Here is a 25,557-nt window from a genome sequence, read left to right as displayed (position 1 = left end):
ATGAAACAAGAAATTTTAGTTATAAAGGATGTAGAGAAATATTTCTCGCGGAAAACAAGTCTTTGGGCTAAGCATTCATATGTAGTAAAAGCTGTTGATGGTGTGAGTTTTTATATTGGGCGAGGAGAAATACTTGGACTTGTTGGAGAAAGCGGGTGCGGTAAAAGCACCGTTGGAAAGCTAATAACAGGGCTTATTCCGCCTGATAAAGGAACTATAGAATATCTTGGAGATAAAAGCGTTAACCCGCAACTGATATTTCAGGACCCTGTAAACTCTCTAAATCCAAGAATGAACATAAACCAGACACTTCGCGAGCCATTACTAATAAATAGGTCATTAAGTAAAAAGAATATGTTGCCAGAAATTAAAAGACTTATAAAGATGGTTGGATTAGACATAAAAATGTTAAATAAATATCCCCATCAACTAAGCGGAGGGCAGAAACAGCGTGTTGGCATAGCCAGAGCTTTAGCAGCAAACTCTGAGCTTATAATTGCTGATGAGCCGACTTCATCTCTGGATGTCTCAATACAGGCACAAATACTAAATCTGCTGAGTCAACTACAGTCTGACTTCAGCCTTTCTATGCTCTTTATTTCACATGACTTAAACATAATCAAGTACATAAGTCATCGTGTGTGCGTAATGTATCTTGGTAAAATAGTGGAACAAGGTCCGTGCGATGAAATATTCAAAAGGCCGCTGCATCCTTATACAAATACTTTGCTTCGCGGGGCACCTGCAGAGGAAACATCAAGTTCATTACCGCCATCTTCAGGATGCAGCTTTTATCCGAGATGCAAAATTGCCAAAAATAGATGTAAAAGCCAGGTTCCTGAGTTAAAACAGATAGGTAAAGAGCATTATCTTGCATGTCATGTGATGTATGAAATTTTTTCATATACCAGAAGGGTTGAAAGTGTTAGAAAACAGACTAAGTAAACAATCCAATCTGATCAAAAAAATAAAAAACGGAGATCCCCCTAATTTATTCCTGATTTTTGGCGGAGAGAGTTATCTGGTAGAGGACACTGCCAAGAAGATTATCAACATACTATTACCTGGAGATAAAAAAGAGTTTGGATTGGAAATAGTACATGCGAAAGACACAGATATAAAGAGCATTATATCTGCAATAAAGACTCCTTCTTTACTCGGACTTAAACGTGTTGTCTGGATTAAAGATTGTGAAAATCTACTCGGGAAAAATTCTGAAGGATTTGATGAAACGATAGAACATGACATACCCGCTAATACCTATGTAATTTTAACTGCTGAACAGGCGGATAAAAAAATTGGAGAAGTAATTGAATTTTCCTCTTTCAAGGAAAACAAAAAATCAGACAGAAACCAACTATATGAATTTGTACAGCTAAAACTAAAGAAGAGCGCTAAACAGCTCTCTCCAATTGCCTTTGAATATCTACTGTCTTTCACCGGAGTAAATCTCAGGCAAATAATAAATGAACTCGACAAATTAGAACTTTATTGCAATGGCAAAGATAATATTACAGAGGATGATATAAATATACTTGTCCCTGAATCAATAGAATATGCATCATTTGCTATGTCTGATGCAGTTGCAGAGAAAAACCTTCCAAGAGCCTTAAAACTTCTTGAGGAATTCTCTCGTACTCAAAACACTAGCTATAGCATTGTGCCTATGCTGACAAAAAGAATCAGGCTGTTATTGCAGATTAAGATACTTATTGAAAAAGATGACATTCCTCTTGATATAGTCAGAAAAGGATACTATGATCAGAAGATATATAGTTCTGCTTCCAAAAAGCTCTCTGGGCAGCATCCTTACCTCATATTCAGAATAGCTCAGCAAAGTCTAAAATTTCAAAAAGAAGAGCTGATGGAAGATATTAAGAAATTGTTTGAAACAGAGGTTGCTATAAAGACAGGTAAAGTTCCCCAAAAACTGGCATTAGAGCTGCTTATTGCTAAGATTTGCAAGGTGATTTCGTGAAGCATATATTTATGAAAATCTTGAAACTACTGCCGGCTTTTGTCCTGATGGGATTGATTTTGTCGAACTGTTCTTCTGGTAAAGACTGGCGCACCGCCAGCCGCGAACCTGCTGGGATCGCACCCGACCCTGCCGTGACAAAAGAAGCGGTTCTTCACGTCTACGGTGCCAAGGCCTGGGGCTGGCGTGGCTGGTTTGCCATTCACACCTGGATTGCAGCCAAGCGGACCGGCGAAGCCTCTTACACGGTGTATGACGTGGTCGGTTGGCGCGGTTATCACGGCCAGCCGGTCCTGAGGATTACCCAGGACGTCCCCGACCGCTACTGGTATGGCGAGAAACCACGGATTCTCAAAGAGCATAGAGGAACGGGAGTAGACGAACTGATTGATGCCGTCGACAAGGCTGCCCGTGCTTACCCATGGAAAACGAAATACAAGGCCTTTCCAGGTCCCAACAGCAACACCTTTACCGCCTGGATCGCCAAGCTGGTGCCGAAACTGGAACTAGACCTCCCCTTTTCTGCCATCGGCAGTGGTTACGGATCCAAAGGGAAATGAGCAAAAAAATTAGGAGAGGATAATGAAGAAAAAAGAACAGGCTACACCTGACACGAGTCGTGTTTACCTGTGCGCTCCTGTGAATGCACTCGTTGAAGGACTCTATGAACAAAAAATTCCTTTTACGCAGATAAAACAGTACGGTGATTTTGGTTTAGGCACCTTTGACAAGTTGGATGGCGAGATGGTTATGCTCGACGGGGAGATTTATCAAATCACTGCCGAAGGATTCGTCCGTAAAGTTAACGAACAAGAATCGACGCCGTTTGCCTGTGTCACTTTTTATAAGCCTTTGAGTCATGATAAGGTTGAAACAGAATTGTCTTATGCTGAATTTCAAGAATGGCTATATAGACTATTGCCATCGTCCAATATTATTTATGCCATTCGGGTTGAAGGACGATTTTCCTATATGCGGCTCCGTTCAGTGCCGAAGCAGGAGAATTATCGGCCTTTGGTGGAAGTCGCCAAGGATCAACAGGTTTTTACTTTTAGAGACATTGTGGGCACCTTGGTAGGGTTTTTTACGCCTTCATTTATTAGTTCGTTGAGTGTACCTGGCCTGCATCTCCATTTTCTTTCATCTGATCGGCAACGGGGTGGACATTTACTGGAATGTCAACCTAAGCAAGTGCGTGTGGGAGTGCAGTTTATTTCGACCTTAGAACTGGCGTTTCCCATGAGTTTGGATTATTTGACATGTGACTTTCATCGCGAGCCAAAACAGGACTTGGAAAAAGTCGAGAAGTGATTCAAGCGGGTGCGATTTTCTTGACATGAAATTTTTTTTATGATAAAAAACCACACACTATAAATTAGACAATTAGACACAAAAATCGAGGAGACAGAAATGCAATTTAATAAAAAAGATACTCTCTCAATAAATACAATAAAAATGCTCTCAGTAGATGCTGTACAAAAAGCCAATTCAGGGCACCCTGGGCTTCCAATGGGAGTTGCGGATTATGCATATGTAGTCTGGACCAGATTTTTAAGATATAATCCCAAAGATATTACGTGGATAAATAGAGATAGATTTGTTCTTTCCGGCGGACATGGTTCAATGCTTCTTTACTCATTGCTTCATTTGAGCGGGTTTGACTTATCACTTGAAGAACTTAAAAATTTCAGGCAGTGGGATAGTAAGACTCCGGGACATCCTGAATATGGGATGACACCAGGAGTTGAGACAACAACCGGTCCTCTTGGGCAGGGATTTGCAAATGGAGTTGGTATGGCAATATCGGCAAAAATCTTTGAAAACAGGTTTAATACAGACCATATTAAACTCTTTGATTCCTATGTTTACGGCATAGTAACCGATGGGGATCTAATGGAAGGTATTAGCGCAGAAGCAGCGTCTTTTGCAGGGCATCTTGGACTCGGAAATATTATATACTTCTATGATGACAATCACATTACTATTGAAGGAGATACTTCTCTTACCTTTAGTGAAGATGTAGGAAAACGCTTTGAAGCATATGACTGGCAAGTAATAAAAATTGACCCGTATAATCTTCGGGAAATTGCAGAGGCGATTGAATCAGGACAAAAAGAAAAAAATAAGCCAACCTTAATTATAGGCAGAACTAATATCGCAAAAGGATCTCCTAATAAACAGGACTCGGCATCTGCACACGGCGAGCCTTTAGGAGAAGAAGAAGTAAAACTGACAAAGGAAAACATTGGCTGGCCTCTTGAACCTTCATTTTATATACCAGGGGAAACAAAGGAAATCTTTGGAAAATGTAATGAAAAAAATCTTTTAATCTATAAAGACTGGGAAAACAAGCTGGAAGAATACAAAACAAAATATCCACAAAAAGCAGAGGCTCTGAACAACTGGCTGAATAAAGAAATCCCAGAAAATATAGCAGACACTTTACCAAGCTTTGAAAACAAACCGGTTGCAACACGAAATGCTGCTGGTGAAGTAATGCAGGCTATTGCAGAAAAAGTTCCTTTTCTTATCGGCGGTTCAGCAGATCTTTCTCCGTCTACAAAGACAATCCTGAAAAAATACGAATCTATAAACAGAGTGAAATTCAGTGGACGCAACATGCATTTTGGTATAAGAGAACACTGCATGGGCGGAGTATTGAATGGCATGTCTCTTTTTGGTGGCATTATTCCATATGGCTCTACTTTTTTTGTCTTCTCAGACTATATGAGACCTTCTATACGGCTTGCAGCTATTATGAAGCAGCAGGTAATCTATGTTTTTACACATGACAGTATTTTTGTTGGAGAAGACGGTCCAACTCATGAACCCGTTGAGCAAGCAGCTTCACTTCGTTTGATACCCAACTTAACAGTAATAAGACCGGCTGACGCCTCTGAGACACCTGCTGCATGGATAGAGGCTCTTAAAAACAAAAATGGGCCAACTGCTATTCTCCTGACAAGACAAAAAATTCCTGTAATTGACAGGAATAAATATCCATCAGCAAAAAACCTTTCTAAAGGGGCGTATGTGCTAATAGATAGCAAGTCCAGAGTACCAGAACTTGTTATTATTGCTTCTGGCTCTGAAGTCAGTATTTGTATGGAAGCAACAGAGCGACTGAATAAGGAAGGACATAATGCGAGACTTGTGAATATACCAAGTGTCGAAATATTTGAAGCACAGTCTGGATCATATATTGAAAAAGTTATTCCATCATTATGCAGGCAGAGATTGGTAGTTGAAGCCGGCTCAACTGCAGGATGGTGCAAATATGCAGGATTAGATGGAAAAGTGCTCGGAATTGATGAATTTGGAGCTTCTGCGCCATATGAAATATTAGCAGAAAAGTTCGGGTTTACTGCTGATAATGTGTATAAGAAAGCATTGGAAATAATAAAAAGATAAGGAGGATTTTAAATGAGTACAAAAGCATGTGGAAACGCTGTTATAGGCCAATCAGGCGGGCCAACGTGTGTTATTAATCAGAGCTTAGTTGGTGCAATAATAGAAGCAGGCAAACATCCGGAAATTCAAAAATTTTATGGTGCATGGCATGGCATAAAAGGAATACTTGATGAGAATTTTATTGATTTGGGGGCACAGGACTCCTCAGTTCTTGAAAAAGTAGCCAACACACCATCTGCTGCACTTGGTTCTGTTAGGAAAAAACCTACTGAAGAGGAATGTGAAAAAATATTTAAGATATTCAAGAAGAATAATATCAGATATTTCTTTTATATTGGAGGTAATGATTCAGCAGAAACAGCAGATATTATAAATCAACTTGCAAACAAATCAGGCTATGATTTAACGTCTTACCATATACCAAAGACTATTGATAATGACTTGCTTGTTACTGACCACTGTCCAGGTTATGGTTCTGCGGCAAAATTTGTTGCAATGGCAATAATGGGTGATAATCTTGATAACGGTGCTATCCCTGGAATTAAAGTTAACATTATTATGGGGAGACATGCAGGATTTTTAACTGCCGCTTCTGCTCTTGGCAGACAACATGAGAATGATGGCCCGCATCTGATCTATGTGCCTGAAATTCCATTCTCAAAAGATAAGTTTATCAAGGATGTTAAAGATGTTTATAACAGACTGGGACGATGCCAGATAGCCGCTTCTGAAGGAATAAGTGATGACAAAGGCAACCCGATTTTTCAATCCGGAGTTAAGGATGCTCATGGAAATGTACAATTGAGCGGCTCCGGAGGACTTGGAGATATGCTGATAGAGCTTATTAAACAAAACATTCCCGGCAAGCTTAGAGCTAGAGCTGATACATTTGGTTATTTACAAAGATGTTTTCCCGGTATTGTTTCTGAATCGGATGCAGAAGAAGCAAGACGTATTGGAGAATTTGCAGTAAAGAGTGCTGTGAAAAGCGAGCTCAAAGACGGAAGTGTTGCAATAAAAGGAAGCGGGCTTTTCATAACCCCTCTTCATTCTGTTGCTAAGAATACACGAGGCATGCCCAGAGACTACATGAACGAGAAAGGCAACAACGTAACGGAAAAGTTTCTTGCATATGCAAGACCTTTAGTAGGGAAATTACCCGAAATTGGGAAATTAAAAATATAGATGAAAGCAATCACCATATTTGCAATATTTTTCCTGTTTTCCTCTTCCGCGTATTCTTATTCTCAATCAGACACAGAGCTTTTTCAGCTCTCGGATGCAAATAGAAAAAAAGCTGAAGAATACTTCGTCCTTGCAGAAAAACACGTTGATAATGAAGAAATTAAAAAGGCTGTCAAATACTATAAACTTGCCATAAAATATAGTCCTGCGTACGTGGAAGCTTATTATAATCTGGGGAAAGTATATGATAAGCAGGATAAACTGGATAAGGCTATATCTCAATACACGTTCGCTCTTAAGTATAATCCTAAATATATCAAGGCTTATAATTGTTTAATGGAGATTTATAAAAAACTTGGGCAAATTGAACAAATGGCAGGGCATTACAAGTTTGCCATCTCTTATGACCCCAAATATAGCTGGGCATATTTTAATCTCGCCGGGCTCTATTTTGATTTAAATAATACTCCAGATGCTATAAAAAACTTGAAGCTTGCCGTAAAGCATAGTCCTCAATATTCTGACAGTTATAACAATCTTGGAGTTATTTATTGGAAACAGGGTAAATTAGAGAAAGCTGAAGAGCAATATAAACTCGCTATTAAGCATGATCCGAAACATGTTGTTTCTTACAATAACTTAGGCGCTGTATATTTGCAGGAAGATAAGCTGGCACAAGCCGAAAAGCAATTAAAACTTGCTATAAAATACGACCCGAAATTCTATTATGCTTATTACAATCTGGGATTGGTTTACGCAAAACAGGCTAAGCCGGAACTATCTGTCGCTCAAATGAAATTTGCTATTAGTAATAATCATTACCTATCAGATACTGCCAATAATCGCGGTATTGCTTATTACCAAAGACAATGGAGAAATTAAAGAATGAGGAGGGCATAAAATTGGGTTTAGGTGTAGTAGAAAAAATCATAAAAGAACATCTCCTGAAAGGGAAAATGATATCTGGTGAAGAAATTACTCTAAAAATAGACCAGACCCTTACACAAGATGCTACAGGAACAATGGCCTACCTGCAGTTTGAAGCTCTTGAAATTCAAAAGATAAAAACAGAGCTATCTGTCAGTTATGTTGATCATAATACTATACAAGATAGTTTTGAGAATGCTGATGACCATTGCTACCTTCAAACTGCTGCTTCTAAATATGGAGCTTATTTTTCCAGAGCTGGAAATGGAATATGCCATCAGGTGCATCTGGAAAGGTTTGCGGAGCCTGGAAAAACACTTCTTGGTTCGGATTCCCACACTCCAACAGCCGGAGGGATGGGAATGCTTGCTATCGGAGCAGGTGGATTAGACGTGGCTGTGGCAATGGGAACATGCGAATATACCCTGCGTTATCCCAGAATCATCCGCATCAATCTGGAAGGCAAATTAAATCCATGGATAAACGCAAAGGATATAATACTTACAATTTTAAAGATGTTTGGCACCAAAGGAAACGTTGGAACCATAATAGAGTATGGAGGCAGCGGGCTTAAAAGCCTAGATGTCCCTGAAAGGGCAACCATAACCAATATGGGTGCAGAGCTTGGCGTGACAACATCAGCTTTTCCAAGCGATTTTCTTACAAAAAGATTTCTTGCAGCTGAAAATAGAGAAAGTGCGTGGAAAGAATTAAAGGCAGACTCAGATGCTAAATATAAAAAAGTAATAAACATTGATCTTGCTGAAATTGAACCCATGCTGGCGTGTCCTCATAGCCCGGGTAATGTTGTTCCCGTAAGAGAACTAGCTGGGAAAAGAGTAGATCAAGTAATCATTGGCAGTTGCACCAACTCTTCCTACAATGACCTTAAGACAGTTGCTCATATAGTCAAAGGACATAAAATTCCACAGAACGTAAGCTTTGTAGTTGCCCCAGGTTCAAGGCAGGTATTAAAAATGATAACAGATGACGGCAGCCTTTCCACCTTGATTGATGCAGGTGCCAGAATTGCAGAATGTGTATGTGGGTTCTGCATTGGGAATAGCCACGCTCCAGCCACAGGAGCAGTAAGCATCAGAACCAGTAATAGAAATTTCAAGGGTCGCTCGGGAACTCAATCTGCTTCTGTTTACCTATCAAGTCCCCAAACAGCTGCGGCATGTGCGCTGTCTGGAATAATCACTGATCCACGTGATCTTAAAGAACTGGTTTTTCCATCCTTTGATCTGCCAAAGAAATTTCATATAGATGATACTATGATCATTCACCCGGCACCTGAGGGCAAAAAAACAAAGATACATAAAGGTCCGAACATTGGAGATCCTCCTAAAAACAAACCTTTGTCTGAAAACATCAATGCTAAAATTGCAATTAAGGTAGGAGATGAAATTACCACTGACCATATAATGCCTGCAGGATCAAGATTGAAATATCGCTCCAATATTAAAAAATACTCTCAATTTGTATTTGAAGAAATTGATCCATCTTTCACGAGCCGATGTAAGGACAATAAATTAGATGGTTATAGTAATATTATTGTGGCTGGACTGAGTTATGGACAGGGTTCAAGCCGCGAACATGCAGCTATGTGTCCAATGCATCTAGAAGTAAAAGCTGTTATTGCAAAATCTATAGAAAGAATCCATAGAACCAATTTAATAAACTTTGGCATCCTGCCTCTTATCTTTATAAAACCAGATTATTATAAGCATCTAAATGCAGGAGATATTGTGGAAATTCGAAGTATAGAGAAAATAATAACAAAAAATGCGAAACTAGTTTTAAAAAACAAAACCAAGAATGTTGATATTGAGTTAAAATATGATTTTACCGAAAAGGAAAAACAGATAATAGTGGCAGGAGGTTTATTAAATTATATAAAAAGAAAGGACAAACAATAATGGACAATCTAATCAGGATGAGGGAAGGAAAACTTCATGTGCCTGATAAACCAATTATTCCCTTTATTGAGGGAGATGGAACTGGTCCTGATATCTGGCGAGCTTCAGTAAGAGTATTCAACGTGGCTGTTGATAGGGCGTATGAAGGCAAGAGACAAATTGTATGGAAAGAAATATTTGCAGGAGAAAAAGCATATAAAAAAACCAAAGAATGGCTGCCTGAAGAAACAGTTAATGCTTTCAAGAAATATCTGGTGGGGATAAAAGGGCCACTAACAACGCCTGTTGGCGGCGGCTTCAGAAGTCTAAATGTTCTTCTTAGGAAATCGTTGGATCTATACGTTTGTCTGCGGCCAGTAAGATGGCTCAAAGGCGTTCCGAGTCCGGTTAAGCATCCAGAGAAGGTTGATGTAGTTGTTTTTCGGGAAAATACTGAAGATGTCTATGCAGGTCTGGAACTACAAGCATATTCAGAAGATGTAAAGAAGCTTATTAGCTTTTGCAAAGATTCTTTTGGATGGCACATCAGAGAAGACTCTGGCGTAGGAATAAAACCAATAAGTGAGACTGGAAGTAAAAGATTAATAAGAGCAGCAATAAATTACGCAATAGAGAACAAAAGAAAAAGCGTAACTCTTGTTCATAAAGGCAATATTCAGAAATACACAGAGGGTGCGTTTAGAAATTGGGGATATGAGCTGGCAAAGGATGAGTTTTCAGAAGAAGTTATATCATGGGATAAATGTAAAGGAATCGTTCCTCAGGGAAAAGTCTTAATAAAAGATACTATTGCTGATATTTTCTTGCAGCAAATATTAACAAGAACAGACGAATTCGATGTAATAGCTACAATGAATCTCAATGGAGATTATATTTCAGACGCGATAGCTGCACAGGTAGGAGGCATCGGAATATCACCCGGAGGGAATATCAATTATGACACCGGTCACGCAATATTTGAGGCAACTCACGGTACAGCGCCTAAGTACAGGGGTATGGATAAAGTAAACCCCGGCTCATTAATATTGTCTGGAGAGATGATGCTTAGATATATTGGATGGGAGAAGGCCGCGGATCTTATTGCTAAAGGAATAAGTAAAGCAATCTTAAACAAAAAAGTTACATATGATTTTGAAAGATTGATGAATGGAGCAAAGCTTCTTAAGTGCTCTGAGTTTGGAGATGAAGTCATAAAGAACATGTCAGAATAGCTAATATGACTAAAGACCTTAACAATATTTCTCCAGTGGTGAATTCTGCAGGAAAAACCAGTTCTTCACCAGGATTTGTTGAAAAACCCAAAAAATGTCAGGCTTGTCCTGACCATGATCTTCATTTTGTTGCATCAGGTAAAGGTGCGTTAATTGTAGATAATACTGAATATCATCTGGAGAAAGGGGATGTGCTCCTCGTATATCCTGGAGAAAATTTCAGGGTATATACAGAGGGACATGAAGACTTTGTCCGCTACTATATCCACTTCGATTTTTATAATACAAATAAGTTGAGGAAGAAAACACCTCTACTGAAGAACAATCGAATATGGCCTCGCATTGTCCACCTGAAAGCAGATATCGAAGCAAGAAGCATCTGTTCTGCTATTGTTTATCACCTACGCAATAACTCAACAACTTCTTCAATCATTACAAGCGGGGAGTTAAAAGCTTTATTAGGACTCATTTTAAACGCTTATTTAAACGCAAGAGACTCATTTCAATTCCGAAGAATAAAAAGTTATAAAAATATAATCAAAGCAGAAAAATTCATACGAACTAATTATCAAAAAGATATAAGCCTGCAGGACATAGCCAGAGAAGCAAATTTAAGCGAAACATATTTTGGTAATATTTTTAAGAAAATTACAGGTAAATCCCCTATTGATTACCTTACCAGTACAAGAATCAACAATGCAAAGCGACTGCTTATTGAAACAGATCATAACATCTCTGAAATTTCTTCTCTTATTGGATATGAAGACTCCCATTATTTCAGCTACATATTCAAGCAAAAAGAAGGAATTACTCCATCTGAATTTCTGGCTTCTCTCTCCGAAACAGTATAGCTACAGTGAAAAATCAAACAAAAAAGTGATTTATTCTAAAGACAGCTATCAGTTATTGTGCTAGCATTCGTCATATGACTTCAAATGACAAAGTTATTCTACGTGACCTCGCCAGGCGATATCTTGAGGTTTGCAATAGAGATGTGCAAAAGGAGCGTCGTACCCTGTGGCGACAGCACAATAGCTTTATTAGAACACAAATTCCCATCTATGTGCGTGCCTTTGCGTGGAAAGAGATGCCTGAGGCTATCTTGAAATGTGAAAACCCTTTCTTTCGCAGTCATGAGAATTTCCTGCGCCAGATGATTTTTCAGGATACAATAGGAGATGATTACATATTTGAGCCATGGATTACGCAAGAAGTCTCGTATGTTTCTGGAGCTGAGGGAATTTGGGGCACTAAGATTGGACGCACACCAAGCTCTGAAGAGCGCGGTTCATGGAAATACGATCCTCCTATTAAGGATTTGAAGGATATTGACAAAATGGTTATGCCTCATCATATAATTGATGAGAAGAAAACTGCTAGGAATGTAGCGCGTCTTGAAGAAACAATCGGCAATATTCTCACAGTAAATGTAGACAGAGCTCCTCTTTATAAAATCTGGAATGCTGATATTTCAACTCAGCTGGCTAATCTGCGTGGTCTGGAACAGATTATGTGGGATATGACGGACAATCCCGAATGGCTACACAGACTTCTTTCCTTTATGCGTGATGGAATTCTGAGAACCCATCAGGAGGCTGAGGATGCAGGAGATTGGTGTTTATGTAATCATTATAATCAGGCAATGCCTTATGCTGAGGAGTCGCCTGATCCAGAGGCAAACAGTAAGCCTGTTACCCGTGATAAGCTGTGGATATTCATGGCAGCACAGGAGTTTACTCTTATATCACCACAAATGCATGAGGAGTTTATGTTTAATTACCAGTTACCAATTATGGAGAAGTTTGGTCTTGTTTCATATGGGTGCTGCGAGAATCTCACTAAAAAGATAGATATGCTTCGTAGAATTCCTAATCTGAGGCGCATTGCTGTAACACCATGGGCTGATTTACAGAGATGTGTTGAGCAGATTCAACAGGATTATATTATCTCGTGGAGACCAAATCCGGCTGATATGGTAAGCTGTGGGTTTAATCCTGATCATGTTCGCAAAGTTGTTAAAAACGCAATTGAAATTGCAAAAGGATGTTATATCGATATTACTTTGAAAGATGTACAAACAGTAGAGAATGATCCTAATAGAGTCCGAGAGTGGGTAAGAATTGTTAGAGATGTTTGTTCTTCAGTAGTGAAAAATCCAACAAAAAAGTGATTTATTCTAAAGACGTTCGTGTTTTTATATGTTAAAATTCTGAAAAAAACAGGTTAAATTCTATGGCTATAAGAACAGCAATTATTGGTTATGGACGCAGTGGAAGTAAACTTCATGCAGACCCGCTTGAAGCTCTGCCTGAGTATAAGGTAGTGGCTGTATGTGACCCTGATAAGGAAAGACAGAAAATAGCTTACCAGCGGTTTGGATGTTCCACATACAATAATCTATCCTCTTTGCTCAAAAAAGAAAAAATAGACCTTGCATGTATTATCACAAGAAGTGACCAACACGCTTCAATGGCGATTGAAGCTATGAAAAAAGGGGCACATGTTCTGGTTACAAAACCAATGGCAATTAATGCAGTTCAGGTAAAAAAAATGCTGGATGCCTCAAAAAAATACAAAAGGATACTGGCTCCATGGCAGCCATCTCGCTGGGGAACGGATTTTACACAGATTAAAAAAATAATTGCGGAAGGTGAAATCGGGAAGGTATTCAGTATTCAAAGAAATTTTCTGTTCTATGATGTACGGCATGACTGGCAGACAAAGAGCAAATTCGGCGGCGGCTATCTTCTGAACTGGGGACCTCATCTTATTGATCAGGTTATAGAACTGGTTAAGGAACCTGTGGAAAGCGTATGGGGAAAACTCTGGCAGGCCATTAATCCAGGAGATGTCGAGGATAGCATTAAAACTATTCTTGCTTTTAAAAACTCTGATATAATAGGTGAAATAAATATTGGTATCGGCGCAGAACAGCTTCCCAGATGGTTTATACAGGGCTCACTTGGAACAATTACGTCGGATGAAAAATATGTTTATGTAGTTGTCTCGAAAAAGAAACAAGAATTTGTTACGGGTATTCCCGGTAATAGCGAGAAGAGAGATGTTATAGAGAGAACACCTGTTGGAAAGTTTATTTACGGAGATGCTTCTGTAATTTACAGAGAACTGGCTCAGGCAATACATGGGGAAAAATCCTTTACAGTCACACCTGAAAGTGTACTGAATCTTATGAAAGTACTGGACGCTGTCCGGGAATCCAATAAAAAGGGAAGTACAATCAAGCTATGACATCAAGGGAGCGAGTTTTAAGAGCACTTGGACATTCTGAACCCGATAAAATTCCCTACGACTTGTCCGGGACAACAGTAACCGCTATTACAAAAACAGCTTTCATAAATGCAATGAAATTGCGAAATCTGCCATGTGATTTTATAATGCATGATGATATACAGCAAATTGTTATTCCCTCAAAACAGGTTCTTGATTATTTAGGTGTGGATACTATAAGACTTGGACCGCCACGCGTTTACAATCTTAACAAAAAAACAACTAAAGAAGATAAAACAATAAGCTATCAAGATGAATGGGGTATAACATGGAATATGAATACTGAAACAGATTTCTACTTTAACGAGGACTCTGCTTCTCCTCTTCAGAATGCAAAAACCATTGAGGATTTGAAATCATATGATTTTCCAGATCCTGAGAAGACAGTTAACTTTGATATATTAAGAAAAGAACTTGAGATTATACCTGATGATAAGGCACTGATAGTTGACCGCAATTGCGCAGGATTATTTGAGATGGCTTTCAGGATAAGAGGCTACGAAAATTTTTACATGGACCTGGCCACATCTGTCAAAATGGCTGAGTATTTAATTGATAAAATACTGGAAGTAAAAATGCGATACTGGGATAGAGTTCTTTCATTTGCAGGAAAGCGGGCAGATATTATTGCTGAATGTGACGATCTTGGGACGCAGCAAAGTTTATTGGTCTCACCTGATATGTATAGAGGGATTCTAAAGCCAAGACAAAAGAAGCTATTGTCTTTCATCAAATCAAAAGCTCCACAGGCGAAAATTTTCTTTCATAGCTGTGGTGCAATATCAGAAATAATTCCAGATCTTATTGATATAGGTGTAGATATATTAAATCCAGTGCAAACTAATGCTGCAGGTATGAACGCTGAAAGATTAAAAGGGGAATTCTCGAAAGACATTTGTTTCTGGGGAGGAGGAGTTAATACTCAGGAGACTCTGCCTCATGGAACACCTCAGCAGGTTAAGGACAATGTGAAAAAATCTGTTGAGATACTTGCTGAAGATGGAGGATATGTATTTTCTGCTATTCACAATATCCAGGCAGATGTCCCTGCAGAGAACTTCTGGGCGATGTGGGAAGAGTTTCAGAAAATAAGATAAAAATAAAAAAAAGACGCAAGGAATGGAGACAAAAGTAATAAGATTCGGAGTAATCGGAACGGAGAATTCGCATGTGAACCAGGCATGCAAGCGGTTTAATGTTGAGAAAACTATGAATGGTGCATTCGTAGAAGCTCTATATCCGGGCGAAGGAGATACTCTGGAGCACGTAAAACAGGTTCAGGAACAAGGGAAGGTTCCTTTACTTGTTGATAAGCCGGAGGATATGCTGGGCAAAGTTGATGCAGTTATTATTATGAACCGTCATGCTAAATATCACGCGAAATATGCAAAGCTATTCCTAGAGAATAAAATTGCAACATTTGTTGATAAACCCATAACATGCGACTTAGAAGAAGCAAAAGAACTTACAGAGCTCAGCCACCAAACTAACACATGGCTTTCTTCATGGTCCAGTGTATGGCAGACATCAAGTTTTCAGGATTTTTTCAGGCAGACTACCGAGGAGCTGGGACCTGTTTGTTCAGGAATGGTTGGCGGCCCCTTTGATTTCGAGAGTGAACATGGCGGGGTGTTTTTTTACGGCATACATACTGTTGAAATGCTTCTTAACGGGTTCGGATATGACGTGAAAACAGTTAATGCTAAACTATATGAGAAGAACTGCTGGGTAACAGCCACACTTGAAAGCGGCAGGGTCGTATCTCTTCATCTCCTTGGACAAGGAAAGGGGAAGTTTCAGGTTCTCCTGCACTGTGAAAAAGGCAGCAGACATCTGCTGGTAGATTCTTCGGATAGCTACGATAAAGCGTTTAAAAAATTAATAAATACCATCAATAGTAACGAAAACCCTTTAACAGACGAGGAGCTTCTCATGCCTGTCAAGGTGTTGCTTGCAATTGACAAATCAGCTAAAACAAACAAAGAAGTAGAAATAACATAAGGGAAAAAATATGGCTAAGAAAAAAAATAAAGCAATTAACGTAGGGGTTATTGGGCTTGGGAAGAGTGGATGGGACATCCATATTCGTATGATCAGACAAGTATTGAATAAATATAAGATCGTAGCAGTTTCTGACCCTGATAAGAAAAGACAGAAAGAAGCACAAGATGAATTTAAATGTAAAATATATTCAAATTTCGAAGACTTAATAAAAGACCCAGATGTTGAGCTTGTGATTGTTGCGACTCCTTCGCATCTGCATGCAGGTTGCAGTATTAAAGCGTTAAAAGCAGGGAAACATGTTGTGTGTGAGAAGCCAATGGCAACCAGTTTAACTGACGCAGATAAGATGCTTAAAACCGCGAAAATGACAGGCATGATACTGGCCCCCTTCCAAAACAGGCGTTATACACCTGATTTTCTAAAGATTAAGAAGATTATTGATTCAGGGAAGTTGGGTCGCATAGTAATGATTAAACAAACATGGCATGGTTTTGGAAGACGCTGGGATTGGCAGACATTGAAGAAATTTGGTGGAGGAACACTTAACAATACTGCGCCGCATGCTATAGATGTATTATTACAGTTATTTGGAGAAAAAGACCCTGAAGAAGTATTCTGCCATCTGGAGCGAACACTGACGCTTGGAGATGCTGATGACCATGTAAAGATTATGTTAAAGACAAAAGGACAGCCAATGATTGATCTGGAACTGACAAGCGCATGCGCGTATCCTCAGGAGCATTGGCTTATAATGGGAACACAGGGCACTCTGGCTGGAAATGCTAAGGAACTTAGATGGAAATACTTTGATCCTAAAAAACTTCCTAATAGAAGTGTCTCCACAAAACCTGATCCAAACCGGGCATATAACAAAGAAGATATTCCATGGAAAGAGCAAACATGGAAAGTTCCAAGCGGGACGTCACGAAATCCTGACTTTTATAATGATGTTTATAAGACCATTCGACAGGGTAAACCGCTGTATATAACGCCTGAAAGCGTTAGAAGACAGATTGCGCTGATACACAGGTGCCATAAAATGTGTCCTGTATAATAACAATAGGAGAATAACAATGAAAAAATCGCTTTGTCACTATAGTTATCATAGAAGAATTAAAGAAGAAGAATGGAATTTGGAAAGATTTGTTATTGAAGCTGAAAAACTTGAAATTGAAGGCATAGATTTCCATGTAGCGTATCTGCCTGAATATAAAGAAGCCGTAAAACAGATAAATGCGCTTATGTCAAAGACAACGCTTGAACTTTCAGGCCTTTCTATGTCTAACAGTTTCAATAAGGAAGAAGATGAATTTAATGACCAGGTGGAAAAAGTCAAAAGATGGCTGGACGTCGCAGGAGATGTAGGCGCTCCTGTTTCAAGAATCTTTGGTGGAAGCATTAGCGACAGAAGCAATACAGAAGAATTGAAGAAAGCACTTGATAAGGTAATAAAAGGTATTGAACTGGTTCTTCCTTCTGCTGAGAAAAACAATGTTATATTGGCTTTAGAAAATCATGGCGGACTCCCATGCACAGGAGAAGAACAGGTAGAAGTTATAAAAAAAATGAATTCCCCATTTTTGAAAGCTACGATTGATGTGGGTAATTATATGCAATGCGGTCAGACAGGAGATGAAGGAACAAAGATTGCTGCCCCATACTGCAAGTATGTACATTTCAAGGATTTTAAAAAGGATCCAACTCACAAAAGAGGACTTCGTCCGACTGTTATTGGAAAGGGGGACGTGGATCATGCTAAATGTCTTCAGCATATCAAGAATGCAGGATTTGATGGGTTTGTTGCGCTTGAATATGAGGGAGAGGAAGATGAGACAACAGGTGTTCCTGCAAGTGTGAAGTTCATGAAATCCGTTATGAAGAATTATTGAGGGAGAAAAACAAATGTTAAAAAGTAGTTTTATGAGTTTTAGCTGTAAAGAATGGGATTTAGATACAATCCTTGCAAAAGCAAAAGAATACGGTTTTGACGGCTTTGAGCCAAGGGTAGAGAGTAACCATAAACATGGTATTGAGCTAAGTCTCACAAAATCCGAGCGTGAACAGGTAAAGACAAAGTGCGAAGATAGCGGTATAATTTTAAGCTGCCTTGCTACTTCTGTTCAGTATTCTTCTCCAGATGACGCTGAATACCGCAGAAATATTGAAAACTGCAAACAGCATATCATTCTGGCATCAGACCTCGGAATCAAACTTCTCAGAGTATTTGGAGGAACTATTCCTGAACCAAAGATAGAGAACAGAGATAGGTTCTTTGATAAAATTGCAAAGGGGATAAAGGAATGCGGAAAATTCGCTACAGAATACGGAACCACACTTTCTCTTGAGACACATGATGATATTTGCAGGGTGAAGAATGCTAATGAGATTCTCCAGAGAGCCGATGCACCTGGTCTCTCAATCAACTGGGACTTTACGCACTCTATAACAAATGGGGATGTGCCTCGTGAAGTTTATCCAATAATAAAAGGGAAAATAACCCATTTGCATACAAGAGATGCCAAATATATTGGTGAAGGGAATCCATTTCCGATGAAAAAGCATGAATTCCATGCACCTGATATGTATAAGAACTGGGAATATGCGCATCTTGGAGAAGGAGATATGCCAATAAAGGAACTGATGCAAATAATGGTTGAGGATAATTTTGATGGATTTTTCTCTCTGGAGCAACTGAAAACAAATCTTTCTCCCGAAGAGGTTTTATCCAAAACAGCTCAGAATTTTATAAAAATGAGAGAAGAAATTAATAAATCACTCTGATGACCATTGTAAGTCAGGATGTCTCGCAGCTTCAACCTCATCTAGTCTTGATAAAGAAGTCTTATGCGGTGCATTTGTAACCTTTTCTGGAGTGTTTTCTATCTCTTGCGCTATTTTGATCATTACATCTATGAATTCATCTAATGTTTCTTTTGTCTCTGTTTCTGTTGGCTCTATAATTAATGCCTCGTACACAATTAAAGGGAAATACACTGTTGGAGGATGTATGCCATAATCCAAGAGCCGTTTTGCAATATCCAGTGCTCTTACTCCTTTTTTCCTAAACCGTTGTGCTGATAAAACAAATTCATGCATGCAATTCCTGTCATACGATACATCAAAATAATTCTTCAATTTAGTTAACAAATAATTTGCATTAAGCACAGCATTCTCACTAACATTTCTAAGACCATCTGGTCCAAGCATTCTGATATATACATATGCCTTCAATATTACTAAAAAATTACCATAGAATGCGTGTACCCTACCTATTGATCTTGGACAATTATACTCAAAGTAGTAATTATGCTCCTTGTTTTTCTCTATTAGAGGTACTGGTAAATACGGCTTCAGGTGTTCCTTACATGATATTGGACCTGATCCTGGACCACCGCCACCATGAGGTGTTGAAAAGGTTTTATGAAGATTATAGTGCATTATATCAAACCCCATGTCACCTGGCCGCACAATACCGAGTATTGCGTTCATGTTTGCACCATCATAATATAAAAGGCCGCCTTTTGAATGCATAATCTCAGACACCTCTAGAATATGCTCTTCAAACAGGCCTAATGTGTTCGGATTAGTTAACATAAGACAGGCAACGCTCTCGTCAACAACATCCCTTAAGGATTCTACATCAATATTTCCCCTATTATCGGATTTAACCTCAACTACTTCATAACCACATAATGCAGCGCTGGCAGGATTTGTTCCATGTGCCGAGTCTGGAACCACTACTTTAAACCTGTTTTCTTTTTTACCCTTAAAATATGCCTTTATCATCATCATTGCTGTAAGCTCACCATGCGCGCCAGCCGCTGGTTGCATACATGTTTTTGCCATACCGCCAATCTCTGAAAGGAATTTGTCCATATGATAGAGAATGTGTAATGCTCCCTGAGATAACTCTTCTGAGGCAAAAGGATGAACACCCCTGAAATCTATAGACTCTGCCAATTCTTCATTGATTTTTGGATTATATTTCATTGTACAAGAACCCAACGGATACAGTTCAGAATCAACACTAAAATTATTCTTCGAAAGCATTGTAAAATGTCTTATAACTTCTAACTCTGTAAGCTGCGGCAAGTTAGCGTCTTTCTTCCTAATGAACTTTCTGGGAACTAGTTCAGAAACATTCTGCTCAATTACATCACACAGCGGCAAAGTGTAGGCTCTTCTTCCTTCTTTCCCAAGTTCAAATATTAATTTTTCGCAAATATTCACCAAACTTCTCCCAGATGGACACAATCCGCATGCCTCACCTACTAGCAAACACTCTCCTGTCTCGCTTACGACGCACTAGAGCTGGTCGGCTCAACATACAGCCTGTATCCATTCACTATTTACCAATTACTTTTCCTACATCCCCCATATCTTCTGGAGAATAATGGGATAAATGTTAAGAAGCTTGTCTCCATATAATATAGATAAAATTGCTCCAAGGACAATATATGGACCAAATGGTATCGCAGTTCCTCTTCTACGATTCAACTGATAAATCAAGCTTTTAGCGGGAATTATGAAATAAAGTTGCCTTTTTGTGAGTCCCCTGCTCTTTCTTTTTATTCTTTTAAGTGTTGCACCTACTCTTTCTATCGCTACTATAATGAGAAAGCTTACTCCAAAAAATGCACCTGCAAGAAATGATATAAAAAGAGTCATTAAAGTATATTGCCATCCAATAAATGCTCCTATCATTGCTATTAACTTGATATCCCCTCCTCCCATTGCTTCCTTTTTAAAAATAAACCAGCCGAAAAAAGCAACACATGTAAGACTTAATCCACCAAATAAAGCCCCTCCTAAGGATCTTAGGAAAGCTTCGAGATTTGATGCTGAATTCATTAGTGGAGGATAAAGGAAGCTTACTAAAAGCGCGAATGCAATTCCAAAAAGAGAAAAGAAATCAGGAATAAGCATCCACTCAATATCTATAAAAGAAACAACTATAAATACTGCAAAAAGAAGTGAATATACAAAGAACTTGATACTAATGCCGAATTTAAAATACAGTAACAGTAATAGCACTCCTGTAAGAAGCTCAACAATAAAATACTGCGCAGATATTCTCTCCTTACAAACCCTGCACCTGCCTCTAAGGAGAATATAGCTTATTAATGGAATATTATCGAACCATTTTATGCTCTTACTGCATCCTGGACATAGAGATGGAGGAGATACTATAGACTTTTGCCTGGGGATTCGATAAATACATACATTTAAAAAACTGCCTATACATAAACTAAATATTAGGACAAAAAAAATTATCATCATTCAAAAGAATTTTCAGGGCTTCCGGGAGCTAAACTGTTATGTTTATTCGCTTTTAACTTCTTCTTTTTTAGTTCTGGTATCTTCGGGTTTTATTTTTTCTTTTTTCTGCTTATTGCCAGACTCTTTTATACTTAGACTTATTTTCCGTCCTTGTAAATCAATTTTAACTATTCTAGCAGTGATTTTCGTGCCAATTTCATATTTCTTCTCTAAATTTTCTCCTTCCGACAGTTCTGAAACGTGAATCAAACCTTCTACTCCCTGCTCAAGCTCAACAAAAATTCCAAACTTAGTTATCTTTATCACCCCACACTCTACGTCCATTTCATCTTTATATTTATCAGATAACTCTTCCCAAGGATCAGACGTAAGCTGTTTTACGCCTAGGGATATTTTCCTATTATCAGAGTCTATCGATAACACAACAACTTCCATCTCATCATCTTTCTTAAACATTTTCGACGGATCATTTGCTCTCGTAGACCATGATAAATCTGAGATATGTACTAGACCATCTATCCCTTCTTCTATTTCAACAAACACGCCGTAATCAGTTATGTTTCTAATTATGCCTTTAATCTTTGCTCCAACAGGATACTTTTCTTCTGCCTTTTCCCATGGATTTGCTTCTAACTGTTTTATCCCTAAAGAGATTTTTTCCTCTCCCTTTTCAAGACTTAAAACAATGGCTTCTACTGCATCTCCCATATTTACAACCTCAGAGGGATGCATAATTTTTTTAGTCCATGACATCTGAGATATATGCATTAAGCCCTCTATCCCTTCTTCCAATTCAACAAAAGCCCCATAAGCAGTAATATTCACTACTTTTCCCTTAACCTTTGAACCAATAGGATATTTTTTATCTATGTCTAACCATGGATTGGTAGTTTTTTGCTTTAGACCAAGAGATACTCTATTCTTTTCTTTATCAATTGATAAAATCATAACTTCTATCTCCTGTCCAAGAGAAAGCACATCTGAAGGATGCGATATGCGTCCCCATGATATATCTGTTATATGAAGTAATCCATCAATTCCTCCAAGGTCAATAAATGCTCCAAAATCTGTTATATTTTTAATGAATCCTTTTCTAATCTGTCCTTCCTTTAGATCTTCAAAAAGTTTTTCTCTATCCTCTACTTGTGTCTTTTTAAACAATTCTTTACGAGAAAGCACAACATTTCTACGCATTTTATTCAATTTTATAATCTTAAACTCTAAATTTTTATTAAGCATATTTTCAAAACCAGCAATTATCTTGATATCCGACTGTGAGGTAGGCAAGAATCCCTCAACTCCGATATCCACAGAAAACCCACCTTTTATCCTTTTTAGCAGTTTGCCCATAACACTTTTTTCTTCTGAAAACGCTGCCACGATCTCGTTCCAAAACTTCATTTGTCCAGCCTTTTCTTTTGATAAAACTACTGAGCCTGATTCATCCTCAATTTTCTCAAGTAAAACTTCAATCTCATCTCCAACCTTTAGCTTAGATGCATCCTTAAACTCGTCAATGCGGATTACTCCTTCAGACTTATACCCTATATCCACTATTACCTCATTCCGTCCTATTTCAATAATTGTTCCCTTTACAACATCCCCCTTTTTAATATTTTTAAAACTCTGCTCATATAATGCTTCCAAATCTCCATTAGTCTTTTGCATCAAACCAAAATCCTCCTTATTTTCTCAAAATTTCCCAAAAATTGTTTCTACAAAATAGCAGACTGTTTCCCTATTAGCAAGTAATATTTTCTTTTAAATTATTTATAGACTCCATTACTTGAGCGCTTATTCTTCGATAGTCATTCTTATTTGAGTCTTTACTATTAGGCATAATTGGCTTGCCAAAGATAACTCTAATCCTCTTTGGATGTATCCATTTACCATATTTAGGGAAAGCCTTTGTCGCTCCATCTATATATGCAGGGACAATGGGAACATTTGCTTTTAAAGCAAGCATGCCTATACCAATCTTTCCTTGGCCTAGTTTCCCATCTATACTTCTTGTCCCTTCAGGAAATAGAATGACAGCTTTTTTAGAGTGTAGGGATCTAATTAATTCTTTAAATGTAGAAATGCTTACCTGCTCACGCCTTACTGGGATAGTATGCAAGGATTTGATTAGCAATCCAAATATAGGAATCTTAAACAAGTTTTGTTTTGTAAGGTAATAAGTTGCTCTGGATATTCCAACACCTACAATAACAGGGTCAAGGAAACTGCTATGATTTGAAGCCACTAACACCCCCCCTTTTTTAGGGATATTATCAGTGCCTTTTATTTCTAATCTGAAATAAATCTTACAGAAAATATATGAAATTAATTTAGCTACTGTATATATCATTTTATATAGGATATGACTGTTTCTGCTTCTTCTTCCAAACTCATTCCTGTTGAGTCAATAACAATAGCATCCTCTGCTTTTATTAAAGGTGCTATTTTTCTTGTCAAATCTTTTTTGTCTCGCATTTTTATATCTTTTGAGAGTTCTGATTCCACAATTTGCTGGCCATTTTGTTCTAACTCTTTCCTGCGCCTTTTCACACGCTCCTCAAAAGAAGCATCCAGATAAAACTTATAGTCTGCATCAGGCAATATAACAGTTGTGATATCTCGTCCTTCCATTACAACATCGCCTTTTTCTGCAATTTTCCTCTGCAACCTCTTCATGCACTCTCTTACTCCTTCTGCTCTGGCAAGATAAAAGACATTATTTGTTACATCAGTACCTCTTATTTTTTCTGTTACATCTTGTCCATCAAGTAAAACAACAGTCCCCTCTTCCTGATGAATTAGCTCAATTTTTGTATTACGTGTAAGCTCTACCAATGCCATCTCTTTTTTTATATTAATGCCATTTTCCATAGCCTTAAGTGTGAGCGCTCTGTACATAGCTCCTGTATCTACATACAAAAGTCCCAATCTTTTTGCAATAATCTTTGAAACGCTGCTTTTGCCTGAACCAGCAGGCCCATCAATAGCTATAGTTAGCTTATTTCTCAACTTTAATCGTTCCTTCAGGAATCATTTTTTTTAATATTTCTATAAAATTAGGAAAAGACGTATTAATACAATCTGTATCAAATATCTTTGCTTTTTCCGTTTTCCCCTTTGCCATAAGACCCATAATAATTCCAGTCATAGCTATTCTATGGTCACCAAGACTGTTACATACGGCTCCGGAAAAGGTTTGAGGTTTCATATCTTGCTCTCCTGGAATAACCAATCTTTTAGAACTGCAATCATTGAGCTTCATTTCAAAGTAGTGAAATAGGTCATGAATTGCCATTAGCCTGTTACTTTCTTTAACTTTCAATTCAGAGACTCCTTTGATTACAGTTTCTCCACGCGCTCTAGCGGCAGCAACTGCAATTATTGGAATTTCATCAATTATTCTTGGAATTTGATCCGGTTCAATAGTAATTCCCTTAAGTTTGCTGCTTTTAACAAGAATATCTGCACGAGGTTCTCCTGAAATTGTCTTTTCGTTTCTTAATTCTATATCTGCGCCCATTCTTCTCATCACATCAATTATACCTGTTCGGGTAGGATTTACTCCCACATTTCTAATTACAATTTCTGAGCCCTTTAAACATGAAGTAGCTACAATAAAAAATGCGGCAGAAGAAATGTCTCCGGGAATAACTATATCCTTAGATACTAAATGTCCCCTTCCCTTTATTGACACTTTATTCCCCTCTACTTTTAAATCCGCACCAAGATATTCAAGCATCCTCTCTGTATGATCTCTTGATTTAAAAGGCTCAATGACAGATGTCTCTTCGTTTGCATATAAACCTGCTAAAAGAATTGCAGATTTTACCTGTGCGCTTGCAACTAAAACTGATTTATGTTCTCTCCCCAAAAGGTCTCCTCCTGAAACAACAAAAGGAGCATATTCGTCATAATTTTTAACTTTACCTGTGATCTTGGCACCCATTTTCCTGAGAGGATCTGTAACTCTTCTCATAGGCCTTTTGCAAAGAGAATCATCCCCTGTAATTCTTGAAGTAAACTTCTGACCTGCCAGAACTCCAAGCATAAGTCTCATTGTTGTTCCGGAGTTACCTGCATATAAATCCTCCTTGGGCTCTTTTAGTCCATGAAGACCTTTCGAGGTTATCACTACTTCGTTTTTTCCGGATACAGCTATATCAACACCCAGCTGCCTGAAGATTTCGACTGTTCTCATGCAATCTTCGCTTTCAAGGAACCCTGTTATTCTTGTTGTTCCCTTTGCCAGAGAGCCAAGAATAACTGCTCTGTGAGAAATTGATTTATCTCCGGGAACATAAATGGTACCGGATAATTTATTTACGGGTTTTACTATTGCTGAGTACATAAA

23 protein-coding genes are annotated in these 25,557 nt (G+C 38.3%); 17 read left to right on the top strand and 6 right to left on the bottom strand.

The genetic code is table 11. The annotated features are described in order from the left end of the window. From KKC91_08535 to KKC91_08455, 17 genes are all read left to right on the top strand, one after another. On the top strand, nt 1-945 hold the full coding sequence (locus tag KKC91_08535) for an ABC transporter ATP-binding protein (protein ID MBU0478599.1): 945 nt from the start codon (nt 1-3) through the stop codon (nt 943-945). After that, nucleotides 923-1,978 carry a DNA polymerase III subunit delta gene (holA, locus tag KKC91_08530; GenBank protein MBU0478598.1) on the top strand — a complete coding sequence of 352 codons (1,056 nt, stop codon included), beginning with the start codon at nt 923-925 and terminating at the stop codon, nt 1,976-1,978. The genes KKC91_08535 and holA overlap by 23 nt, the downstream gene beginning before the upstream one ends. Before the next feature lie 11 nt (nt 1,979-1,989). Then, nucleotides 1,990-2,538, top strand: a complete 549-nt coding sequence (locus KKC91_08525; protein ID MBU0478597.1) for a DUF3750 domain-containing protein — start codon at nt 1,990-1,992, stop codon at nt 2,536-2,538. Nucleotides 2,539-2,560: 22 nt separating this feature from the next. Then, the gene (gene budA / locus KKC91_08520; protein ID MBU0478596.1) at nt 2,561-3,289 is read left to right on the top strand and encodes an acetolactate decarboxylase; all 729 of its coding nucleotides are present in this window, start codon (nt 2,561-2,563) and stop codon (nt 3,287-3,289) included. 99 nt (nt 3,290-3,388) lie between these two features. Beyond that, complete coding sequence (tkt, locus tag KKC91_08515; GenBank protein MBU0478595.1) at nt 3,389-5,389, top strand: transketolase; 2,001 nt, start codon at nt 3,389-3,391, stop codon at nt 5,387-5,389. 12 nt (nt 5,390-5,401) lie between these two features. After that, complete coding sequence (locus KKC91_08510; protein ID MBU0478594.1) at nt 5,402-6,574, top strand: 6-phosphofructokinase; 1,173 nt, start codon at nt 5,402-5,404, stop codon at nt 6,572-6,574. Further along, a complete protein-coding gene (locus KKC91_08505) occupies nt 6,575-7,456 on the top strand; it encodes a tetratricopeptide repeat protein (protein ID MBU0478593.1) in 882 nt (293 codons plus the stop codon). Between the two features lie 20 nt (nt 7,457-7,476). Continuing rightward, nucleotides 7,477-9,423 (top strand): aconitate hydratase, encoded by a 1,947-nt coding sequence (locus tag KKC91_08500; GenBank protein ID MBU0478592.1) that lies wholly within the window; start codon nt 7,477-7,479, stop codon nt 9,421-9,423. Then, nucleotides 9,423-10,634, top strand: a complete 1,212-nt coding sequence (gene icd, locus KKC91_08495) for an isocitrate dehydrogenase (NADP(+)) (GenBank protein ID MBU0478591.1) — start codon at nt 9,423-9,425, stop codon at nt 10,632-10,634. The genes KKC91_08500 and icd overlap by 1 nt, the downstream gene beginning before the upstream one ends. Before the next feature lie 5 nt (nt 10,635-10,639). After that, the gene (locus KKC91_08490) at nt 10,640-11,485 is read left to right on the top strand and encodes an AraC family transcriptional regulator (GenBank protein ID MBU0478590.1); all 846 of its coding nucleotides are present in this window, start codon (nt 10,640-10,642) and stop codon (nt 11,483-11,485) included. A gap of 74 nt (nt 11,486-11,559) precedes the next feature. Beyond that, complete coding sequence (locus tag KKC91_08485; GenBank protein MBU0478589.1) at nt 11,560-12,804, top strand: hypothetical protein; 1,245 nt, start codon at nt 11,560-11,562, stop codon at nt 12,802-12,804. Nucleotides 12,805-12,866: 62 nt separating this feature from the next. Continuing rightward, complete coding sequence (locus tag KKC91_08480) at nt 12,867-13,883, top strand: Gfo/Idh/MocA family oxidoreductase (GenBank protein MBU0478588.1); 1,017 nt, start codon at nt 12,867-12,869, stop codon at nt 13,881-13,883. A 314-nt stretch (nt 13,884-14,197) separates the two neighbouring features. Further along, entirely contained in the window at nt 14,198-15,019 is an 822-nt protein-coding gene (locus KKC91_08475; protein ID MBU0478587.1) for a hypothetical protein, read from the top strand. 22 nt (nt 15,020-15,041) lie between these two features. Then, on the top strand, nt 15,042-15,923 hold the full coding sequence (locus tag KKC91_08470) for a Gfo/Idh/MocA family oxidoreductase (protein MBU0478586.1): 882 nt from the start codon (nt 15,042-15,044) through the stop codon (nt 15,921-15,923). 10 nt (nt 15,924-15,933) lie between these two features. After that, nucleotides 15,934-16,980: a Gfo/Idh/MocA family oxidoreductase gene (locus tag KKC91_08465; GenBank protein ID MBU0478585.1), complete on the top strand. Its 1,047-nt coding sequence runs from the start codon at nt 15,934-15,936 to the stop codon at nt 16,978-16,980. Nucleotides 16,981-16,999: 19 nt separating this feature from the next. Further along, nucleotides 17,000-17,815, top strand: a complete 816-nt coding sequence (locus tag KKC91_08460; GenBank protein ID MBU0478584.1) for a sugar phosphate isomerase/epimerase — start codon at nt 17,000-17,002, stop codon at nt 17,813-17,815. A 13-nt stretch (nt 17,816-17,828) separates the two neighbouring features. Continuing rightward, a complete protein-coding gene (locus KKC91_08455; GenBank protein ID MBU0478583.1) occupies nt 17,829-18,707 on the top strand; it encodes a sugar phosphate isomerase/epimerase in 879 nt (292 codons plus the stop codon). Here the strand turns inward: KKC91_08455 and gcvPB are convergent. The 6 genes from gcvPB to aroA form a co-directional block, all read right to left on the bottom strand. After that, nucleotides 18,699-20,159 carry an aminomethyl-transferring glycine dehydrogenase subunit GcvPB gene (gene gcvPB / locus KKC91_08450; GenBank protein MBU0478582.1) on the bottom strand — a complete coding sequence of 487 codons (1,461 nt, stop codon included), beginning with the start codon at nt 20,157-20,159 and terminating at the stop codon, nt 18,699-18,701. The genes KKC91_08455 and gcvPB overlap by 9 nt on opposite strands. A 132-nt stretch (nt 20,160-20,291) precedes the next feature. Continuing rightward, nucleotides 20,292-21,206, bottom strand: coding sequence for a prepilin peptidase (locus KKC91_08445; protein MBU0478581.1), 915 nt, complete (start codon nt 21,204-21,206; stop codon nt 20,292-20,294). Nucleotides 21,207-21,248: 42 nt separating this feature from the next. Next, a complete protein-coding gene (locus KKC91_08440; GenBank protein ID MBU0478580.1) occupies nt 21,249-22,874 on the bottom strand; it encodes a 30S ribosomal protein S1 in 1,626 nt (541 codons plus the stop codon). 73 nt (nt 22,875-22,947) lie between these two features. Further along, nucleotides 22,948-23,556 (bottom strand): 1-acyl-sn-glycerol-3-phosphate acyltransferase, encoded by a 609-nt coding sequence (locus tag KKC91_08435; GenBank protein MBU0478579.1) that lies wholly within the window; start codon nt 23,554-23,556, stop codon nt 22,948-22,950. Then, nucleotides 23,553-24,215 (bottom strand): (d)CMP kinase, encoded by a 663-nt coding sequence (cmk, locus tag KKC91_08430; GenBank protein MBU0478578.1) that lies wholly within the window; start codon nt 24,213-24,215, stop codon nt 23,553-23,555. The genes KKC91_08435 and cmk overlap by 4 nt, the downstream gene beginning before the upstream one ends. Next, nucleotides 24,205-25,554, bottom strand: coding sequence for a 3-phosphoshikimate 1-carboxyvinyltransferase (gene aroA, locus KKC91_08425; protein ID MBU0478577.1), 1,350 nt, complete (start codon nt 25,552-25,554; stop codon nt 24,205-24,207). The genes cmk and aroA overlap by 11 nt, the downstream gene beginning before the upstream one ends. Between the last annotated feature and the right edge of the window lie 3 nt (nt 25,555-25,557).

It is taken from the genome of bacterium (assembly GCA_018812485.1).
GTDB lineage: Bacteria > JAHJDO01 > JAHJDO01 > JAHJDO01 > JAHJDO01 > JAHJDO01.
This window is presented reverse-complemented; position numbering and strand designations above follow the sequence as displayed.

Excerpts from the sequence above, each read along its gene's own strand:
- KKC91_08535 (MBU0478599.1), top strand. The coding sequence starts at position 1 with ATGAAACAAGAAATTTTAGTTATAAAGGATGTAGAGAAATATTTCTCG.
- KKC91_08525 (MBU0478597.1), top strand. The coding sequence starts at position 1,990 with ATGAAAATCTTGAAACTACTGCCGGCTTTTGTCCTGATGGGATTGATT.
- budA (MBU0478596.1), top strand. The coding sequence starts at position 2,561 with ATGAAGAAAAAAGAACAGGCTACACCTGACACGAGTCGTGTTTACCTG.
- tkt (MBU0478595.1), top strand. The coding sequence starts at position 3,389 with ATGCAATTTAATAAAAAAGATACTCTCTCAATAAATACAATAAAAATG.
- KKC91_08510 (MBU0478594.1), top strand. The coding sequence starts at position 5,402 with ATGAGTACAAAAGCATGTGGAAACGCTGTTATAGGCCAATCAGGCGGG.
- KKC91_08505 (MBU0478593.1), top strand. The coding sequence starts at position 6,575 with ATGAAAGCAATCACCATATTTGCAATATTTTTCCTGTTTTCCTCTTCC.
- icd (MBU0478591.1), top strand. The coding sequence starts at position 9,423 with ATGGACAATCTAATCAGGATGAGGGAAGGAAAACTTCATGTGCCTGAT.
- KKC91_08490 (MBU0478590.1), top strand. The coding sequence starts at position 10,640 with ATGACTAAAGACCTTAACAATATTTCTCCAGTGGTGAATTCTGCAGGA.
- KKC91_08485 (MBU0478589.1), top strand. The coding sequence starts at position 11,560 with ATGACTTCAAATGACAAAGTTATTCTACGTGACCTCGCCAGGCGATAT.
- KKC91_08480 (MBU0478588.1), top strand. The coding sequence starts at position 12,867 with ATGGCTATAAGAACAGCAATTATTGGTTATGGACGCAGTGGAAGTAAA.
- KKC91_08475 (MBU0478587.1), top strand. The coding sequence starts at position 14,198 with ATGAATACTGAAACAGATTTCTACTTTAACGAGGACTCTGCTTCTCCT.
- KKC91_08470 (MBU0478586.1), top strand. The coding sequence starts at position 15,042 with ATGGAGACAAAAGTAATAAGATTCGGAGTAATCGGAACGGAGAATTCG.
- KKC91_08465 (MBU0478585.1), top strand. The coding sequence starts at position 15,934 with ATGGCTAAGAAAAAAAATAAAGCAATTAACGTAGGGGTTATTGGGCTT.
- KKC91_08460 (MBU0478584.1), top strand. The coding sequence starts at position 17,000 with ATGAAAAAATCGCTTTGTCACTATAGTTATCATAGAAGAATTAAAGAA.
- KKC91_08455 (MBU0478583.1), top strand. The coding sequence starts at position 17,829 with ATGTTAAAAAGTAGTTTTATGAGTTTTAGCTGTAAAGAATGGGATTTA.
- KKC91_08445 (MBU0478581.1), bottom strand. The coding sequence starts at position 21,206 with ATGATGATAATTTTTTTTGTCCTAATATTTAGTTTATGTATAGGCAGT.
- KKC91_08440 (MBU0478580.1), bottom strand. The coding sequence starts at position 22,874 with ATGCAAAAGACTAATGGAGATTTGGAAGCATTATATGAGCAGAGTTTT.
- KKC91_08435 (MBU0478579.1), bottom strand. The coding sequence starts at position 23,556 with ATGATATATACAGTAGCTAAATTAATTTCATATATTTTCTGTAAGATT.
- aroA (MBU0478577.1), bottom strand. The coding sequence starts at position 25,554 with ATGTACTCAGCAATAGTAAAACCCGTAAATAAATTATCCGGTACCATT.